Genomic DNA, 19,310 nt, shown 5'->3' on the forward strand with positions numbered 1-19,310 from the left:
TAGCGACCGTTCCCTGACGTGGACACAAAAAAGACGGCAGCGTCTCCGCTGCCGTCATTCGCCATTTCTAAGCGGCGGAAAGGCTCAGGTCGGCTTCAGCCCCGATTGTCCAAGGTCGAAATCCTTGATCTCCTTGTTCCGCGCCGAGCCGGCCTTCGCCTGGTGGTTGGTGGCCAGCAAGACATAGACCGCCGGCAGCACGAACAGCGTGAACAGGGTGCCGATCGACATGCCCGCGACCACCACGAGACCGATCGAGAAACGGCTCGCTGCGCCCGCGCCGGTGGCCATCAGCAGCGGAATCAGGCCGGTGACCATCGCCGCCGTCGTCATCAGGATCGGACGCAGCCGGATCCGGGCCGCCATTTCGATCGCCGATCGCTTGTCGAGGCCTTCCTTGAGCTGCAGTTCGTTGGCGAACTCGACCATCAGGATGCCGTGCTTGGTGATCAGGCCGACCAGCGTCAGCAACCCCACCTGGGTGTAGATGTTGATGGTCGCCACGCCGAAGAACAACGGGATCAGCGCACCGACGATCGCCATGGGAACGCTGATCATGATGACCAGCGGATCCCACAGGCTTTCGAACTGCGCCGCCAGCACCAGGAAGATGATGACCAGGGCGAAGCCGAAGGTAATCGCAAGCTGGTTGCCTTCCTGCACATACTGGCGGGAATCGGCCAGGTAGTCATGACCGAAGCCGGCGGGCAACTTTTTCGCTTCGCCCTCCAGGAAGTCCACCGCCTGCCCGACCGTCACGCCCGGCATCGGCACCGCCGAGAAGGTCGCCGAGTTGAGCTGGTTGTAGTGCGTGAGCGAATTCGGATCGGTAGCGGTCTCGATCGACACGATGGTCGACAGCGGCACCAGCTGCCCGGTATTGGTCGGGACATAGTAACCGCCGATCGCTTCCGGCGACAGCCGCATGCCGCGCGGCACCTGCGGGATCACCTGATAGGACCGTCCCTCGAGGTTGAAACGGTTGACGTAGTTGCCGCCCAGCAGCGTCTGCAGCGTGGCGCCCACCTGCGACATGTTGATGCCGAGGTCGCTCGCCTTGGAACGGTCGACGGAGACGCGCACCACCGGCTGGTTGAAGTCGAGGTCGGAGTCGGACACGATAAACAGCCCGCTCTTGCGTGCTGAGTCCTTCAGCTTGGCCATCTCCTCGTAGACCGCCTGGAAACCGGCCGTCGAATTGATCACCATCTGAACCGGCAGGCCGCCAGGTCCGCCCGGCAGCGGCGGCAGATTGAACGCAAACGCCTGAACGCCTTCGATCTTCGAGAGTTCCGCCTGCACCAGCGGCTTCAGCTTGATCGAGGAACGCGTCCGCTCGTCCCACGGCTTGAGCAGCATGCCGGCGACACCGCCCTGCGGCCCGTTGATGCCGTTCAGCACGAAGCGCAGGTCGGTCTCGGGAAATTTGGCAAACGCCTTGTCGAGCTTCTCGCCGTAGAAATTGACATAGTCGATGTTGGCGTATTTCGGCGCCTTGGTCACCGAGAACACGATGCCTTGGTCCTCCTCGGGCGCGAGCTCCTTGGCGGAGTTCAAATAAAGGAAGCCGACCATCCCGAGCATCGTGACCGCGAACAGGTAGGTCACCGGACGATAGTCCAGCGAGCGGTCGAGCTGACGGCCGTACCAGCGCGTCATCGCGCCGAACACCCGATTGACCAGCCTGGCGAACCGTCCCTCATCCGCGCTCTTGAGCAGCACCGAGCACATCATCGGCGACAGCGTCAGCGCGATAATGCCTGACACAACCACCGAGCCCGCCAGCGTGAAGGCGAATTCGCGGAACAGCGAGCCTGTCAGGCCGCCGAGGAAGCCGATCGGTGCGTACACGGCCGCCAGCGTGATCGTCATCGAGATCACAGGTCCGACGATTTCGCGCGCCCCCTGCAGCGACGCCTGTACCGGCGTCTTTCCTTCCTCCAGATGGCGATGGATATTCTCGACCACCACGATGGCGTCATCGACCACGAGCCCGATCGCCAGCACCATCGCCAACAGCGTCAGCAGGTTGAAGCTGAAGCCCAATGCCAGCATCAGGCTGCAGACGCCGATCAGCGACAACGGAATCGTAACCACCGGGATGATGACCGAGCGGAACGAGGCCAGGAACAGGAAGATCACGACCACGACGATCCCCACCGCCTCGATCAGCGTGTGCTGCACCTCGTCGATCGACGACTGAATGAATTTTGTGGAATCGTAGGCCACCTTCATCTTCATCGAGGGCGGCAGGTTGCGTTCGAGCTCCGGGAACAGCGCGCGCACGCCCTTGACCAGCGTCAGCGGGTTGCCCTGCGGCGTCGCCTGCACGCCGATGAAGATCGCGCGCTCGCCGCTGAACGCGACACTGGCATCGGTGCTTTGCGCGGCGAGCTCGACGGTTGCGACATCCTCGATCCGCACGAAGCCGCCGTCCTTGGACTTGACGATCATCTTCTTGAACTGATCGAGGTTCCGCAGATCCGTATTGGTCTGGATGTTCGAGACGATGAAGTAGCCCTTGGTCTGGCCGGCGGCGGCCTGGAAGTTGTTCGCCGCGATCGCCTGTGAAACGTCAGTCGGCGACACGCCGCGGCCGGCCATGCGCAACGGATCGAGCCAGAGCCGCATCGCGAACGTCTGCCCGCCGAGAATGTCGGCCGACGCCACGCCGTCGACCGTCGAAAGTACCGGTTGCACGACGCGCGTCAGATAATCCGAAATCGCCGAACCGGAGAGTTCGTCGCTGGAAAATCCGATATACATCACCGCCGTGGTCTGGCCGGTCGTCTTGGTCACGATCGGATCGTTCGATTCCCTCGGGATCAGGTATCTGACCGAGTTAACCTTGGCGAGGACTTCGGTCAGCGCCTGGTTCGGATCGAAATTCAGCTTGATGTAAACCTGGATCGTGCTGGTGCCCTGCACCGACGACGAGGTGATGTAGTCGACGCCTTCGGCGGAGGCGACGGCCTGCTCGAGCGGCGTGGTGATGAAACCCTGAATCAGGTTGGCCGACGCGCCAGGATAGACGGTGGTGACGTTGATGACCGTGTTCGAAAGCTTCGGATATTGCCGGATCGGCAACACGAACGCGGCCCGCAGACCGATCAGGAGGATCAGCAGGCTGACGACGACCGACAGGACCGGGCGCTTGATGAAAATATCGGTTAAGGCCATCGCAAAATTATCCCGCTGGGTTCAGCATATTTCGGGCGCGGTCGCAAAGACCGCCGCCCGCCGTTCTTCGGCGCGGCCCCTATGGGCTGCGTCACGCGTCAATAGCGCGGCGGCTTGGCCGGCGTCGGCGGCACCGGATCGTTGGAGATCGTCACCGCCGACCCCGATTGCAGCTTGAGCTGGCCCACGGCCACGACGCGGTCGCCATCCTTCAACCCCTTCAGGATTTCGGCGCGACCTTCGACACGGTTGCCGGTCTGCACGAAGGTGCGCGTTACCGTGAGGCTGGTCTTGCCATCCTCCGCCTTCTTTTCTCCGACGAGATAGACCGAGTCGCCATAGAGCGTGTAGTCGACCGCGGTTTCGGGCACGGTGACGACGGGCGGCTTGTCCGGCAGGACCACGGTGGTGGTCGCGAACATGCCGGGCTTGAGGATCTTGTCCGGGTTCTGCAACGTCGCCTGCACGCGTATGTTGCGCGTTTCGGTGGCGATTTGCGGCTCGATGGTGGTAATCTTGCCCTCGAAAGTGCGACCCGGATAGGCGTCGACCGCGATGCGCACGATCTGGCCGACCTTAAGCTGGGCGGAATCCTTTTCCGTCACGGTGAAATTCGCAAAGAGCATCGACAGGTCGGTCAGGGAGACGATTTGCGTGCCCGCGGTCAGGTATTGTCCGACCTCCACCTTACGAACGCCGAGTTCACCGTCGAACGGCGCACGGACCAGCTTCTGCGAGATGATGGCTTCGGTCTTGGCAATGCCGGCGGTGGCCTGATCGAATGCGGCTTGCGCGGAATCCACCGTCGCCTGCGGCCCGACCTGCCGTTCGGCCAGCTGCTTGGCGCGATCCAGCGATATCTGCGCGACGCGTTGCTGGGCCTTGAAGTTGGCGAGGTCGCCCTGATCGGGGCCGTCGAACAGTTGCAGCAGCGGCGTGCCGGCTTTGACGCTGGCGCCCGCGGTGAACATGATGTCGGTAATGCGCCCGTTGACGTCGGACGTGACATTGACCTGATGCACGGCGGCGAGATCGCCGACCGCGGTCAGGAGATTCGGAATGACCTCGGATTTGGCCATGGCGACGTTGACGTTGGTCGGCGGCGGGGGCTTGCTGAAGATCTCCTTGAACAGGTTCGGCAAGAACACGAACTTGAAAAACACCAGGCCGCCTACGATGGCCCCCAGCAGTACGCCGACGATCAGGAACCAGCGCACCAGCCGCACCGGCCGTTTATGCGGCTTGTCCGCGATCGGCTTTCCCGTCAGCTTGGGTTCAGTCACGATATTCATGTCATGCACTTTCTGCATTTACCGATTGTCCCGAATTCGGCGACAGCTCGCGGCCCAGATGAGAAGCAATCGCGGCCTCGCCAAGTCCGATGCCGCGCAGGATGAATTGAGTAAGCTGGCGCTCCAGATCGGCAGCGTTGCCGTAGGCGAGACAGGGCACGGCGGGGAGCCGCGTCAGCGCCGCCATCAGCACGGTGTGGTGGGCGAACCAGAACAGGTTGAGCGGATCGCTGCCGACCCTTGCCGCGTCACCGGCCGCAATCGCGCTTTCGATCGAGGCGGTGAACACCGGCCCGATCAGGCCGCCGATCTTGTCGTAGAGCAGCCGCGCGAACTCGCCATCGTCGAGTTGGCTCGTCGTCATCAGCCGCAGCCGCTGCGCCTCCTCCTGGTCCGAGCCGTCGGATACCTCGATGAAATGGCCGACCATGCCCTTGACCAATTCGACCAAAGTGGCCGTCGAAGGCTCCTGGCCCAGCAGGTTCGCGAAGTCCGGATCGGCCTCGCACTCCTCCGCGAGGATCTCGGCATAAAGCGCCGCCTTGGAAGGGAAGTGCTTGAACAACAGCCCTTCCGAAATGGCGGCTGCCGCCGCCACGCTCTTGGTCGTGGTGCCGGCAAAGCCGTTGCGGGCGAAGCACCGCTTCGCGGCGCTCAGGATCAACTGCCGCCTCAAGTCACTGGTCATGCGCAGGGTAGACATGCGGTCGTGAGTAATTACTCACCATTCTGAAGTCAAGAAGGTATTGCGATGCACCCGGCAGATTCCGCTGCGGGGTGGCGTCAAAGACACAACGCCATCACCTTGTTTAGAAAGACTTTTTCGGAGAGAGCGGGGCGGGTTCATGGCGGTCGACCAGCAAATCCAGATGCGACGCTGAAGGTGCTCGGTTACAGGCTTGCGCTCCGCGCTTGACGCGTCGCGGGGGGCATCTAAGGTAGTTGCAAATGCGACTAATTTTGATTGTCGCGGACAAAAAACTCCCGGAGGATCCGTCGGGCCATGGATCTGGATACACGCGAGTTGGCGGCCAGCTTCGACCTCGAAAGGCTGACGCCGCAGTTTTATGCCAACCCCTACCCAACCTATCGCGCCTTACGCGAGACCGATCCTGTCAAGCGAATGCCTAACGGCTCGTACTTCCTGACCCGCTACGACGACCTGGTTGCCGCCTACAAGAACACAAAAGCGTTCTCGTCGGACAAGCAGAAGGAGTTCGCACCGAAATATGGCGCCTCCCCGCTTTACGAGCACCACACCACCAGCCTCGTGTTCAACGATCCCCCCGCCCATACCCGCGTCCGCCGCCTGATCATGGGTGCGCTCTCGCCGCGCGCGATCGCCGGCATGGAGCCGGACGTGATCCAGCTGGTCGATCGCCTGCTCGATACCATCGCCACCAAGGGAAAGGTCGGGGGCCAGGTAGACCTGATCGACGATTTCGCCGCCGCCATCCCGATCGAGGTCATCGGCAACCTGCTCGATGTTCCCACGGGTGAGCGCGAGCCCTTGCGCGAATGGTCGCTGGCCATCCTCGGCGCGCTGGAGCCGGTGGTAAGTGGTGACGCTTTCGCGCGCGGCAACAAGGCGGTGGAAGCCTTCCTGTCCTACCTTGAAGGACTGGTGGCGCGGCGGCGGGCAAAGCCCGGCAATCCCGACCACGACGTGCTAACCCGACTCATCCAAGGTGAGGACAATGGCGAACGGCTTACCGAAAAGGAACTGCTGCACAACTGTATCTTTCTGCTCAACGCCGGCCACGAAACCACCACCAATCTCATCGGCAACGGCCTGGTGGCGCTATCAAACCACGCCAGCGAAAAAATGCGCCTGATCGGCAATCCGGCGCTGATCAAGACGGCGGTCGAGGAAATGCTGCGGTTCGAGAGCTCCAACCAGCTCGGCAACCGCATGACCGTCGAGCCGTTCGAACTCGGTGGCATCGCGATGCCGCCGGGCACGCCGGTAACGCTATGCATCGGGGCGGCCAACCGCGACCCCGCTCAGTTCGCCGACCCAGAGCGCTTCGACGTCGGCCGCACGCCGAACCGGCATCTCGCCTTCGGCACCGGCGCGCATCAATGCGCCGGCATGGCGCTGGCGCGACTCGAAGGCGCGATCGCGATCTCGCGCTTCCTCGCGCGCTTTCCGGACTATGCGCTGACGGGCGAGCCGGTGCGTGGCGGACGGGTGCGCTTCCGCGGCTTCCTGAGCGTGCCGTGCACTGTCAGCTAGGCCGTGAACGAACTGCAGAGGTCCCGCGTCGCAACATCGTCGTCCATGTACAGCCTTCAAGCGAACGATTTCAGTGCTTGCGCGTTGACATTGCCGGGCGACAAATATCAACGGAGTGAGATCCATGCCTCTGCGATCCGTCCGCATTGCAATGGCGCTTATGCTGGCATCGGTTTGCGCTCTGCCTCAGGTGTCGCCAGCCGCCGAGGACACCTCAGGACAGCAGGCCTTCAACAATGCCTGCCGAACCTGTCACATGGTAAGAGAGGGCGACAACCGGCTGGGCCCCAACCTGCACAAGGTTGTCGGACGGAAAGCAGGGTCGATGCCAGACTATGGTTTTTCCAGCGCGATGAAAGAAGCCGGTTTCGTCTGGGATGAGGAGAGGCTCGATCGGTTCATTGCAAACCCAGACGAAGTTGTACCCGGCAACAGCATGAAGCCGTATGGCGGCCTCTCATCGAGCGAGGAGCGAAAAAAGATCATCGGCTTTCTTGCGCAGTCGCGATAACGCCGCACCCGCAGGCACCTGAGACGAAGGCACGGCGCCTACCCCTCACCTTATCGCGCGCGCCGACGCCAAGGCGCGTTCCACCGCCTGCGATACAATGACGGCCGAGCGTTCGTCGAGATGAACGCCGTCGGCCCACCGTAGCTCGCTCCGATTCACTTCGATGGAGAGCCATCGCGTCGAATCCGGAAACGCGGCGTGAATGATTTCGCGCGTGATCGCTGCGGCTCTCGAGCCTTCAATCGGCTCGGCATAAGGCAGCTCGAACAGGAACACGCGCGCCCCGCGTTGCTCCAGCAGCTGGATCAACTCCCCGATCCGCTTCGCGTTGCTTCGGGCGGCCGCGGTGGGATCCTCCGCATTGAACTGTTGCACCGCACGGTCCACGTAGATCCGGTTATCGAATTCGCTCGGTGGCTGCCCTATCAGCCGGTGCAGTTCCGGTGCGGCCTGCTGATAGGTCAACGGCGCGTGGTGTCGTTGCTCATAGGCGGCTACCGCCGCGCGCACCGGTCGGAAGAAAGGCGGTTCTGCGTCGCCGCGCGAGTAGCGCTCGACCAGCGCGGCATCGATGGGACGGCTGAGAACATTCGCCTCGACCAGAATGGTCCCGGGAAGCCGCGGCTGGTTAGCCACGATCTCGAGACCGGTGACCGGAGAGCCGCCCGCAAGCGCCAGGTTCCTCATCCTGGGCGTCGCAAAATATTCCTCCTTGAGGCGGAACGTGATCGAACTGCCGGTCAGCACGATGTCGGGCACCGGTTCGCGCAAGTAGCGGCTCAGGGTGATCAACGTGCCATCCCGCGTCGTCGTCGCCGGCATTTGCAGCCCGCTGCCGAAACGCGCGGTGGCAAAACCGCAGGCGATCAGAACGATCGTCGCGGCGACACCGCATTTCATTAACCACCGGGCTGCTGACATATGTTCTTCGACCCTAGAACTGAAAGTAGATGAACGACGTTTCGGGGCCGGCCTCCAAGTACATCAGCGCGGCCATCGATCCGTAGAGATATGGCTCCGCCCATCGAAGTCTTCCCTCGACCAGCCGACGGAGGCCGAGGTGCTGTATCATGACCGGCAACGAATAGAGCAGCGCCAGATTGTAGAACAGTTTGGTCGGGCTCGGATTGGTACTCGGGACAAACATGCCCGTAAGGTAGTTGAGCGCGTGCTGGAAATCCGGCAGCTTGAAGAATATCCAGAGCATGCTGACGCAGACAAAAACCACCGTCATCCGCGCCACCCGAAACGCCGCAAACTCGATCGAAGCCAGTCGCGACAGCAAGGGACGTTCGAGCACCAGCAGCAGGCCATGCATCAGTCCCCATGCAAGATAGCTCAGGCCGGCGCCGTGCCAGAGTCCGCCCAGTCCCATCACGATCATCAGGTTCAGATACGTCCGCATCGGGCCATGGCGATTGCCGCCGAGGGGAACGTAGAGATAGGTGCGCAGCCAGGTCGACAGCGAGATATGCCAACGCGTCCAGAACTCGGAGAATGAAGCCGAGACGTAGGGAAGATTGAAGTTGATCGGCAGCCGGTAGCCGAACAGAAGACCGAGCCCGATGGCGATGGCGGAATAGCCGAAGAAGTCCGCATAGATCTGATAGCTGTAAAGGAAAACCAGCAGCCAGCGGTCCTGGATCTGCAGCGTCTCATAGAGCGGGAAGCTCATATAGGACGTCATTTCGTTGAGGTTGTTCGCCACGTAGAGCTTGAAGAAAAATCCGGTGAGGATCCATCTCGCGGCCTCGACGAACGGAATGTGCTCGAAATATTTCGGCTGGATTTGCAGCATGAACATTTCCGCCCGCGTGATCGGACCCGATACGAGTTGCGGAAAGAAGATGATGTAGAGGAAGACGTCCGCCAGCGCCGGCGGCGTGGTTTTCTGCCGGGTCAGATCGACCAGCAGGCTGATGTTGTGAAAGACGAAGAATGAAATGCCGATCGGCAGCGGCAATTTAAGCAGGAAATCGAGCGGCGCGAAGCTGACGAGACTCGGGTACGCCGGATCGATGAACAGCAATTTGTATTTGAAGAAAGCGAGCAGCGCGAGGTTGAAGGCGATGCCGACCGGAAGCCAGATCTTTCGGTTTCGCAGCGCCAGGAGCAGAAAGGAGTGGGTTCCGAAAACCGCGACGGCCAGCAATGCAAGCAATTCCGGCTGGCCGTATCCGTAAAAGAACAGGCTGGCGACCACCAGCCACTGGACCTGAAAGGCTCGCAACGGCGGCAGGTAATACGCCGCGAACACGATCGCGGCGAAGACGCTGAACTGCCAGGAAGTAAAGGTCATGCCGCCCCAATGGTGATCGGGGAAGCTCTAGCATTTCGGCTTGGGAGGGCCTAGCCGAAAGCGCGCAGGCGGCGCGCACTACGTGTGATGCTGCCGCTATGGGAAGTTCAATTTCCTGCAGTGTTGAAACGGGAGAGATCGCAATCGCGTTCGGCGTATCTGACGCGTCGCAAACCGTCGCGGTCTTCGACCACGATTGGCCGGCAGCGCGCAGCCCAGGCGGCCTGGCCGGCTTCATCCGCTTTCAGATCTGCCGCCGACCGCGTTACGATCTTCACGATGCCGGGGCCGGCGACGTAGAAACTGGTTTGCTGGCTGGGAAGCGTCAACGCGCCGGAGGCAGCGGCCGGCTTGGCATCCGCTGCCGGTTTCGGCGCAGATGCGGCCTGAGCAGCATCTGCCGATCGGCCGTGATCCATCGCAAATTGGGCGGACGCCGAAGACATCGAAGCAACGACAACCGAGATTGCGATGTAGACGCGCATGGACACTACCTCTTGAAACGAATGCCGTCCGTCAGAATTGACCGACAGGCATTGAGGCGGTGTAAAGCGAGGTGACTAACCGCGCTGCAATTTGGTCGATAAAGGTTTAGCCGTTTTTCGGGCGTAGCAATGCGTCGATATTCGCCATTCTGATTGCTCATCGCCCGTCGCGAGGAGCAAAGCGCGATTACTCGCTGCGGCCGAACTCGCAGCCCCTGCGGGCGTATTGCAGGCGGACAACACCCTCATCGTCATAGGTGCGCCGCGGCTTGCAGTAGGCTTCCCACTTCTCGATGCTGGCCCGCTTTGCCCTCTCGTCTTCCAGCTCCTGCGCGGGGTTGCGCGCTGGATCATCGAGATAGGAAGTCGTGCACACCCTGCCGTGAAACTTGCTGTGGGTGCAGCGTTCGACGATCTGCCAAGCCTGCGCCGAGGTCGAAAGCAGGGCGAGGGTCGCAATTGCGTAGAGGATTTTCATGTTGCCGCTCATCGCTTCCCGGAGACGTTCTCCGTACGACGCAGGTAATGCCGTAGGCGGTTGAGGTGCAACGCTAACCCTTTGTTAAGCTAAATAGCGTCGACAAAGGTTAAATCCGGAACCCGAAATTTTTGCTTTTTGCTACCTTGTCTCAAACCGGTCGACCGTTCAGCTACGAGACAGCATCGTCCGCCGTTGACACAACGTGTGCGAAATCCGGACGGCATTCGTCAGACCACGGTCCGATGTCGCTCGATACATTTGCGCAAGACCTCATCCATCGGCCTTGCCCACCAATCGTTCGAGAAGATTTCGATTTCGCAATAACCGGCAAAACCCTGCGCTTCGACCGCGGATCGCACAGATGTGATGTCGATGACGCCATCGCCCATCATGCCGCGGTCGTTGAGGATGTCTTTTGTCGGCACCAGCCAGTCGCAGACGTGAAACGCCAGCAGGCGATCCTGGCCGGCGCGTTCGATCTGGCCCATCAATTCCGGATCCCACCAGATATGATAGACGTCGAGCGCGACGCCGAGCATGCCGCTGAGCCGCTCCGGGTCGAGCCGATCGCAGATGTCGAGCGCCTGCCTTGTGGTGTTGACGCAGGCCCGGTCAGCCGCATAAGCGGGATGCAACGGCTCGATCGCAAGCGGCACGTCTGCTTCTCTTGCGTATTCAAGCAATTCGGCGATGGCATCTTCGACCTGTGCCCGGGCCGCCGCGATGTCTTTTGATGGCGCGCTGCCGGGCCGCGAGTATTGCGGCAGGCCGCCGACCACGAGCACGATGCAGGGCGCACCCAGCGCGACCGCCTCATCGATCGCACGGAAGTTGTCGTCACGCGCCTCCATGCGGTACGCGGCGTCGGCGGGAAACATCCCGCCGCGGCAATAGCCGGAGAGATCCAGGCCGGCATCACGCACGGCGCGGACCGCGCGCTTGAGCCCGACGGCGGCGACCTGGTCGCGCCAGGGATCGATGGCGCGGATGCCGTGGCGCGCGCAGGCCTCGATGATCTCCACGAGGTCGCCCTGCTTGCGGACCGTTGCCGTGTTCAGCGACAGCCAGCGATGATCTCCGGAAAAGTCGCGCATCAGGCCTCGATGCCGCGGATTGCCAGCAATGTCTTCATGCGCCGCGTCGCCAGTTCGGGGTTGGAGAGCAGCCCAGCCTGGTCGGCAAGGCGAAACAGTTCGGCCAAATGCAGCGTCGAGCGCGTGCTCTCCTGCCCGCCGACCATGGTGAAGTGATCCTGGTGGCCGTTGAGCCAGGCCATGAACACGATACCGGTCTTGTAGAACCGCGTCGGCGCCCGGAATATGTGGCGCGACAGCGGCACCGTCGGCCCCAGCACGTCGTGGAAACCCGCCGCGTCGCCGGCCGCAAGGCGAGACAACGCGTAGGACGCAGCGGGTGCGATGGCGTCAAAGATGCCGAGCAGCGCGTGCGAAAATCCATGGTCGTCGCCGGCGATCAGTTCGGCATAGTTGAAATCGTCGCCGGTATACATTTTGACGCTCTTGTCGAGCCGCCGGCGCATGTCGATCTCGCGCTGCTTGTCGAGCAGCGAGACTTTGACGCCGTCGACCTTGGCCGCATTGGCGTTGATGATGTCAACCGCCGTGTCCATCGCCTTGTCGAGATCATGGGTGCCCCAATAGCCCGCCAGCGCCGGATCGAACATGTCGCCGAGCCAGTGGATGATCACGGGCTCGCGGACCTGGCCCAGCACGCGGCCATAGACCTTGGCGTAATCGTCGGCGCCGCGGCCGAGCTTGGCCAACGCGCGCGAGGCCATCAGGATGATGCGGCCGCCGGTCTTCTCTACCGCCTCGACCTGCTCTTCATAGGCGCGGATGACGTCGTCGACCGACGTCGCATCCTCCACCGCGAGATGGTCGGTGCCGGCGCCGGAGAACACCAGCGCGTTACCCTTGGCCTTCGCCGCTTTCACCGAGCGCTGGATCAACTCCAGCGAGGTCGGCCAGTCCAGCCCCATGCCGCGCTGAGCGGTGTCCATGGCTTCGGCGACGCCGAGGCCGAGGTCCCAGACATGCTCGCGGAACGCAATGGTGCGGTCCCAGTCGATCGCGGATGACAGCCATGGATCGTTATCGGCGAGCGGATCGGCGACCACATGCGCGGCTGAGAACGCCACGCGGTTGAGCGCGCCTGCAAGCTTCGCCGGAAATGTCCGGGACGCCGCCAGACGATAGGTTTCGATCGAACGATCCGCCGTCGGCAGTTTCAGCGACAGCGATGACATCGGCAGGACGGGCTTGTTCATGACCGGGCCTCCTCACACCTTGATCGGGTCGACGTCGATCCAGCGCCGCTCGCGCCAGCTCTGCAGCGCGCATTCGGCGAGTTGCACGCCCTTGGCGCCTTCCAGCAGCGTGTATTTGTAGGGCGCATCCTCGCAGACGTGGCGGATGAACATCTCCCACTGCTCCTTGAAGCCGTTGTCGTAGACGACGTTGTCGGGAACCTTCTGCCAGTCGGCATAGAAATCATGGGTGCGCTTCTCGTCCGGATTCCACACCGGCCGCGGCGTCGCCTGCCGGGCCTGGATCACGCAATCGGTCAGGCCCGCCACCGCCGAACCGTGCGTGCCGTCGACCTGGAAGGTGACGAGGTCGTCGCGATACACCCGCGTCACCCAGCTCATATTGATATGCGCGATCACGCCGCCCTTGAGACGGAAGGTGGCGTAGGCGGAATCATCGGCGGTCGCCGTGTACTTCCTGCCCTTCTCGTCGAACCGCTCGGGGATATCCGTGGTGCCGAGGCAGGAAACGCTTTCGACCTCGCCGAACAGATTGTCGAGCACGTAACGCCAGTGGCAGACCATGTCGAGGATGATGCCGCCGCCGTCCTCGCTGCGATAATTCCATGACGGCCGCTGCGCCTCCTGCCAGCCGCCTTCGAACACCCAGTAGCCGAACTCGCCACGTATTGAGAGCATGCGGCCGAAGAAGCCGGAGTCGCGCAGGAAGGCCAGCTTCTTCAGGCCGGGCAGGAACAGCTTGTCCTGCACCGTGCCATGCTTGACGCCGCGGGCGTTGGCGAGCTTCAGCACCGCGATCGCCTCCTCCAGATTGGTCGCGATCGGCTTCTCGCAGTAGACGTGCTTGCCGGCGTTGATCGCCTTGGTCAGCAGCGAGGGCCGCGCCTGCGTGGTGGCGGCATCGAAGAAGATCGTGTCGTCCTTGTGAGACAGCGCCTCGTCGAGATCGGTCGACCAGCGGTCGACGTTGAAGCGTTTTGCGAGGCGCTCGACCTTCTCCGCGTCGCGGCCGACCAGGATCGGGTCGGGCAGCATGCGGTCGCCGTTGGCGAGCAGCACGCCGCCCTGGTCGCGGATCGCGATGATGGAACGGATCAGATGCTGGTTGAGCCCCATGCGGCCGGTCACGCCGTTCATGATCAGGCCGAGGCGTTTGGTGGTCATGAGGTTTTCTCCAGGGGAATTCGTGTCGCCGGCGCAGCGGCCGCATCGTCGACCGGTCCGGATGAACGGAACTCGCGAAGCCGGGTATTATTGTCAGCGATCCCGTCAGGAGATCGCCGCCGTGGATCGGGATGCGATCCTTGCCCAGCCACGTACCGCTCCCTGATGGTCGTCTTTTCCGGGAAAAAATTAACCCGTTGGGTAAATACTGGCAAGCGGGTTTTGTGCAGCAAGATTTCCAATTCTCGTCGCCCTGGCGAACGCAGGGGCCCATACCCAGGGGACGTTGTGAGTTGAAAGGCGTCGACCACGGCCTTTCATCCGCCAGGCCGCGGCGTATGGGTTCCTGCGTTCGCAGGAACGACGGGCTACACCGGCTGATGCGCCGGTGTCCGCACGCCGGGCTTTACCGCCTTGCCGAAATCCGCCGTCGACTTCCCCGTCAGCGCCGCCAGCACCAGCGCCACCATGTGGGCGAGGCGCTGGTCCCGCGCCTGCTTCTTCAGGAGGTCGCGACCGAAGATGACGGAGAGTGTCGCGCTGTTGGAGAGGTAGAAGAAGCAGAGCCCGGCGATGGAAATATAGAGCTGCACCGGATCGACGGCAGCGCGAAAATCGCCGCTTTCCACGCCGCGCGTCACCACGGTGCGGATCATCTCGACGAACGGCGAGTGCATCGACTTGACCCTGGTGGAGCGCTTGAGGTGGCGCGCCTTGGCGAGGTTCTCGGTGTTGAGCAGCGCCAGGAATTCCGGGTTGCGGAGGAAATAGCTCCAGGTGAAATCGATCAGCCGTTCGATCGCCTCGGGCGGATCGAGATGTTCGAGATCGAGCCCGCGCTCCTCGGAACGGATCTTTTCATAGGCACCTTCGAGCACCGCGAGGTAGAGGTCTTCCTTGTTGCCGACGTGGTAATACAGCATGCGCTTGTTGGCGCCGGCAATGGCGGCGATACGGTCGACGCGCGCGCCGGCCAGGCCATGGGCGGCGAACTCCTGCTTGGCGGCCTCGAGAATGCGGATCCGCATCCCCTCGGGGTCGCGCTGCCATTTCTGAACGCGTTTTGCCTTGGCCAAAATCAGGCGCCCGGTGATTGCATCAGACAGGCTGTAGCATGCACGGTGCGCTTTGAGAACGAGGCGATGCTGGCCTTCTCCCTTCTCCCCTTGTGGGAGAAGGAAAAAGTCACGACTTCCCCGCCGATGGCTGCACCAGCAGCGTGGGCACGCCGCAGGTGCCGCTGCGCACCGTCATCACCCGCGTGCCCGGCTTGCGGCCGGTGCGGATTTCCGAAACGTCGACGCCGGCCTGAGAGAGCCGCGCATGGGTGGCGTCGATGTCGGCGACGCGCCAGCACAGGCCGCGCAGCCTGTCCTGCGAAATATCCATCTCCTTGCCCGGCCGGTGGCTGACCTCGACGATCAGGTCGCCGCAGCGGAAGAACATCAGCCGCCCCCAATCGGGATGTGAGCGGTCGAGCGCCATGTCGAGTCCGAGCCGGGCGCCATAGAGGGCGGCGGCGCGCTCCGGATCCGGCGTCGAGACCACGACATGGTCCAGCGCGGTGATCGACCCGGTCGTGGTCCGGACCGACAGCGGCCGCTCGCGGTCGCGCTCGAGGAAGAACAGGCGCACGCCGCGCGTGGCGTCCGTTGCCGCGCGCGTGCGCTTCCACGCCAGCGTCGCGCCGGAAATCGCGTCGCGGCTTTCGACCTCGGCGATCGGGTCCGGCTTCAGCGTCAGTCGGTCGAGCCGGCGATGCATTTTGGCGATGTCGCTGGTCCGGAAGCAGATGCTGGCGAGCCCCTCGCCCTGGGCGGCCAGCACGCTGCGAATCCGGTCCGCGTTAGCGTCCTCGCCGCGCGGGGCCATCAATTCCAGCGTCGTGTTGTCGAGGGTGAACAGCACCCGATCGGCGCCCTCGCCGCTGTTTTGCCAGGCCGGCGAACGCGCGAACAAGGCCTGGTAGGCGGCAGAGGCCGCGTTGATGTCGCCGGTGAGAACGACGACGTGGTCGAGGCTGGTGATCACGGGAACAGCCCTCGCGTGTTCTTGGCCGCGCGGACCTTCTCCACGCCGATCGCCATCGCCGCGGTCCGATGCGGGATGTTGTCCGCCTTGGCACGCTGCACCATGTGGTCAAAGGCGCGATCGAGGATGGCGTATTCACGCCGCGTCACCTCCTCTTCTTCCCAGAACAATTGCTGCAGGTCCTGCACCCATTCGAAGTAGCTGACCACGACGCCGCCGGAATTGCAGAGAATGTCGGGGATCAGGAACACTTCGCCCTGGCGTTTTTCCAGCACGAGGTCAGCGTCCGGCGTGGTCGGGCCGTTGGCGGCCTCGGCCAGCACGCGGCATTTGAGATTTTCCGCGACCCTGGCGTCGATCACCCGCTCCATCGCTGCCGGCACCAGGACGTCGCAGGGCAATGTGAGCAATTGCTCGGGATCGAAGGCGAGTTGGTTGGAGAAGCCGGCGATGCTGCCGTGCCTGCCCGCATGGTGCATCAGCGCGGGAATATCCAGTCCCTTCGGGTCGTGCAGCGCGCCGGTGTGATCGCTGATGGCGATGATCTTGAGACCGTATTGATGCAACTCCAGCGCCGCATAGGAGCCAACATTGCCAAAGCCCTGGATCACGGCGGTCGCGCTGCCCGGATTGATCGACAGTTCCTTCAGCACGCGCCGCGCAAGATAGGCGACGCCGCGCCCCGTCGCTTCACGGCGGCCGAGCGTGCCGCCCGACGAGACCGGCTTGCCGGTGACGATCTCGGTCACGGTGCGGCCCTGGTACATCGAGTAGGTATCCATGAACCAGGCCATCACCTGCTCATTGGTGCCCATGTCGGGCGCCATCACGTCGGTATGCGGACCGACGAAGGGAATCATCTCCTGCATGTAGCGCCGCGACAGCGCCTCCAGTTCTCGCCTGGAGATAGTGGTGAGATCGACATTGACGCCGCCCTTGGCGCCACCATAGGGCAGCCCGACCAGCGCGCATTTCCAGCTCATCCAGATCGCCAGCGCCGCCACCTCGCCGATGTCGACGGAGGGCGCGAATCGCGTGCCGCCCTTGGTCGGGCCGAGGGTGAGATGATGCTGCACCCGGTAGCCTTCGAATACCGCGACCGTGCCGTCGTCGCGGTGGATCGGGCAGGAAACGGTGATGGCCCGCTTCGGCATCAGGATTCGGCCGCGCTCGTCCATCGGAATTTCGAGATGGTTGGCGATGACGCCGAACTGGTTGACCGCCATGTCGAACACCGGACCGGAATAAACGGTCATCACTTCCCTCCACTTTTGCCGAACCGCCCGGAAACCCCGGCAGCCGTCAGCCGTTATACGGCAGTATGTTCCGATTCCGTAAGCGTCAGCCCGGTGGGGAAAGGCCCAAAGATCGGTCGCATTCTCCTCATACTCCCATTCCAAGCTGCAAAGACGGCACAGCTGCGAATAATTTCAGCGAATGCTTCCGATAACCGGTGCTAATGTACAGACGCCGGGCCGGGACCACCCCTTCAGCTCATGACGGAAAACGAATGCAGGCTCTCTTCATCGGACAGACCTATATCGACGTTACCTTCATCACCGACCACATGCCGACCGGCGACGAAAAGCACGTGGCCTCCGATTATGCGGTGTCGTTCGGCGGCAATGCCGTCACCGCGGCCTTCTGCTGCGCCAAGCTCGGCATCGTGCCTGACCTGATCGCGACCGTCGCCAATGACTGGCTTGGCCGCATGTTTCAAGACATGAGCGCGAAGTATGGAATCTCGGTCCATCCGCGCAAGGTCAACTCGTCATCGCTATCCTTCATCATGCCGAAGGACGGCAAGCGCGCCATCGTGCGCTGCCGTGACGACGAGCATATTCACCCGTTCCCGATGCTGAACCTGAAGGGCTGCCGCGCGCTGCATGTCGACGGGCACCAGCCGGATGCCGCACTCCACTACGCCAAACTCTGCCGTGAGGACGGGATTCTGACGTCGCTCGACGGCGGTGGCCTGCGCACCAATACGCACGACCTCCTGGAATTCATCGACGTCGCCATCGTCGCCGAGCGGCTGTGCGAGCAGATGGACAAGACACCGGAAGGCATGCTGGATTATCTCAAGAGCCGCGGCTGCCGGGTCGGCGGCGTCACCATGGGCGAACAGGGCCTGCTCTGGTATGACGAGACCGGAACCGTCCGCAAGCTGCCGGCGCTGCCGATCGCGCCCGAGCGCGTGATCGATACCAACGGCGCCGGCGACGTGTTTCACGGCGCCTATGTGTACTCATATCTCAGCAGCCCCTCGAAAGGCTGGCAGGAGCATTTCGAGTTTGCGCGCGCCGCCTCGACCTACAAGATCCAGCGCCTCGGCAACGAGGCCGGCTTGCCGACGCTCGCCGACATCGACGCGGTCAAGCAGGAATTCCAGATCGGGCGCAAGAAGGAATTTTGGGATTAGGATATGGGACGCGTCTTCGTCGCCGGCAGCATCAACATGGATGTCGTGGCGACCGCCGACCGGCATCCGAAGGTCGGCGAGACGGTCGCCGGCCAGTCCGTGCACTATTTTCCCGGCGGCAAGGGCGCAAACCAGGCGGTCGCCGCCGCCAAGCTCGGCGCATCGACCGCGCTGATCGGCCGGCTCGGTGCCGATGCATTTGGTCAGCAGCTGCGGACGTTTCTCGCCGCTGAGGGCGTTGATCTCACGCTCGTCAAGGACAACAAGGATATCCACACTGGAACGGCGATCATCACGGTCGCCGATGCCGACAACACGATCGTGGTCGTGCCCGGCGCCAACGCTTATGTCAGCACCGAGGATGTCGCAGCTCCCGTCCTTGCCCAAGGCGACATCGCCGTCAGCCAGTTCGAAATTCCGCTGCCGACGATCAGCGCCTTCTTCAAACGGGCGCGTGCGGCGGGTGCAACCACCATCCTGAACCCCGCGCCGGCGATGGCCTGCGACCCGGATTTGCTCGAACTCGTTGACGTCCTGGTCCTCAACGAAACCGAACTGGGATTTCTCGCCATCACAGAACTGGGGGATGACGACCCGCCTGCCCGCTTCGTGGAGGCGGCGACGCGCCTGCAAGCCGGTGCCAACACGATCATCTGCGTCACCCTGGGCAAGCGCGGCGTGCTCGCGCTTGTCGGTTGTGAAGCATCGATGATTGCCGGACGCGCGGTGAAGGCCGTGGATACGACCGGCGCCGGTGACTGCTTCGTCGGCGCCCTCGCCGCGCAGTTGGCCGGCGGCGCGGCGATCCACGATGCCCTCGCCTACGCCAATGCAGCGGCATCGATCTCGGTGCAGCGGATGGGCGCTGCCCCATCGATGCCGACGGACGCGGAGGTCTCGGCGGTTTTGCGTTCGTAGCCGG

The 19,310-nt window shown here is 62.9% G+C and carries 17 protein-coding genes; 4 read left to right on the forward strand and 13 right to left on the reverse strand.

The genetic code is table 11. The features are described 5' to 3' along the window. Positions 1–84 precede the first annotated feature (84 nt). The 3 genes from QUH67_RS26450 to QUH67_RS26460 form a co-directional block, all read right to left on the reverse strand. Positions 85–3,180 carry a multidrug efflux RND transporter permease subunit gene (locus QUH67_RS26450; RefSeq protein WP_300942314.1) on the reverse strand — a complete coding sequence of 1,032 codons (3,096 nt, stop codon included), beginning with the start codon at positions 3,178–3,180 and terminating at the stop codon, positions 85–87. 98 nt (positions 3,181–3,278) lie between these two features. Beyond that, positions 3,279–4,472: an efflux RND transporter periplasmic adaptor subunit gene (locus QUH67_RS26455; RefSeq protein ID WP_300948183.1), complete on the reverse strand. Its 1,194-nt coding sequence runs from the start codon at positions 4,470–4,472 to the stop codon at positions 3,279–3,281. 1 nt (position 4,473) lies between these two features. Next, positions 4,474–5,175, reverse strand: a complete 702-nt coding sequence (locus QUH67_RS26460; protein ID WP_300942315.1) for a TetR/AcrR family transcriptional regulator — start codon at positions 5,173–5,175, stop codon at positions 4,474–4,476. Between the two features lie 300 nt (positions 5,176–5,475). On the opposite strand from QUH67_RS26460, the gene QUH67_RS26465 reads away from it, so the two are divergent. Both QUH67_RS26465 and QUH67_RS26470 read left to right on the forward strand, forming a co-directional pair. Beyond that, positions 5,476–6,708 (forward strand): cytochrome P450, encoded by a 1,233-nt coding sequence (locus QUH67_RS26465; RefSeq protein ID WP_300942316.1) that lies wholly within the window; start codon positions 5,476–5,478, stop codon positions 6,706–6,708. Between the two features lie 124 nt (positions 6,709–6,832). Beyond that, complete coding sequence (locus QUH67_RS26470; protein WP_300942317.1) at positions 6,833–7,219, forward strand: c-type cytochrome; 387 nt, start codon at positions 6,833–6,835, stop codon at positions 7,217–7,219. Between the two features lie 45 nt (positions 7,220–7,264). Here the strand turns inward: QUH67_RS26470 and QUH67_RS26475 are convergent, their stop codons facing one another. The 10 genes from QUH67_RS26475 to QUH67_RS26520 all read right to left on the reverse strand — a co-directional run bounded on the left by QUH67_RS26475 (position 7,265) and on the right by QUH67_RS26520 (position 17,222). Beyond that, positions 7,265–8,140 (reverse strand): hypothetical protein, encoded by an 876-nt coding sequence (locus QUH67_RS26475; RefSeq protein WP_300942318.1) that lies wholly within the window; start codon positions 8,138–8,140, stop codon positions 7,265–7,267. A gap of 13 nt (positions 8,141–8,153) precedes the next feature. Further along, the gene (locus QUH67_RS26480) at positions 8,154–9,518 is read right to left on the reverse strand and encodes an MBOAT family O-acyltransferase (protein WP_300942319.1); all 1,365 of its coding nucleotides are present in this window, start codon (positions 9,516–9,518) and stop codon (positions 8,154–8,156) included. Positions 9,519–9,625: 107 nt separating this feature from the next. Beyond that, positions 9,626–10,003, reverse strand: coding sequence for a hypothetical protein (locus QUH67_RS26485; RefSeq protein WP_300942320.1), 378 nt, complete (start codon positions 10,001–10,003; stop codon positions 9,626–9,628). 187 nt (positions 10,004–10,190) lie between these two features. Then, entirely contained in the window at positions 10,191–10,481 is a 291-nt protein-coding gene (locus QUH67_RS26490; protein WP_300942322.1) for a hypothetical protein, read from the reverse strand. Between the two features lie 230 nt (positions 10,482–10,711). Then, the gene (locus QUH67_RS26495) at positions 10,712–11,578 is read right to left on the reverse strand and encodes a sugar phosphate isomerase/epimerase family protein (protein WP_300942324.1); all 867 of its coding nucleotides are present in this window, start codon (positions 11,576–11,578) and stop codon (positions 10,712–10,714) included. Beyond that, complete coding sequence (locus tag QUH67_RS26500; RefSeq protein ID WP_300942325.1) at positions 11,578–12,771, reverse strand: dihydrodipicolinate synthase family protein; 1,194 nt, start codon at positions 12,769–12,771, stop codon at positions 11,578–11,580. Before QUH67_RS26500 ends, QUH67_RS26495 begins: the two co-directional genes overlap by 1 nt. A 12-nt stretch (positions 12,772–12,783) precedes the next feature. After that, complete coding sequence (locus QUH67_RS26505) at positions 12,784–13,935, reverse strand: Gfo/Idh/MocA family protein (protein WP_300942327.1); 1,152 nt, start codon at positions 13,933–13,935, stop codon at positions 12,784–12,786. Positions 13,936–14,303: 368 nt separating this feature from the next. Further along, a complete protein-coding gene (locus QUH67_RS26510; protein ID WP_300942329.1) occupies positions 14,304–15,011 on the reverse strand; it encodes a TetR/AcrR family transcriptional regulator in 708 nt (235 codons plus the stop codon). 109 nt (positions 15,012–15,120) lie between these two features. After that, on the reverse strand, positions 15,121–15,966 hold the full coding sequence (locus QUH67_RS26515; protein WP_300942330.1) for a VOC family protein: 846 nt from the start codon (positions 15,964–15,966) through the stop codon (positions 15,121–15,123). Beyond that, positions 15,963–17,222: a Glu/Leu/Phe/Val family dehydrogenase gene (locus QUH67_RS26520; RefSeq protein ID WP_300942331.1), complete on the reverse strand. Its 1,260-nt coding sequence runs from the start codon at positions 17,220–17,222 to the stop codon at positions 15,963–15,965. The genes QUH67_RS26515 and QUH67_RS26520 overlap by 4 nt, the downstream gene beginning before the upstream one ends. Before the next feature lie 254 nt (positions 17,223–17,476). Between QUH67_RS26520 and QUH67_RS26525 the strand changes: the two genes are divergently transcribed. After that, entirely contained in the window at positions 17,477–18,388 is a 912-nt protein-coding gene (locus QUH67_RS26525; protein ID WP_300942332.1) for a sugar kinase, read from the forward strand. A 3-nt stretch (positions 18,389–18,391) separates the two neighbouring features. Then, entirely contained in the window at positions 18,392–19,306 is a 915-nt protein-coding gene (rbsK, locus tag QUH67_RS26530) for a ribokinase (RefSeq protein WP_300942334.1), read from the forward strand. Positions 19,307–19,310 lie beyond the last annotated feature (4 nt).

Origin of the sequence: Bradyrhizobium roseum (assembly GCF_030413175.1) — a bacterium.
GTDB lineage: Bacteria > Pseudomonadota > Alphaproteobacteria > Rhizobiales > Xanthobacteraceae > Bradyrhizobium > Bradyrhizobium roseum.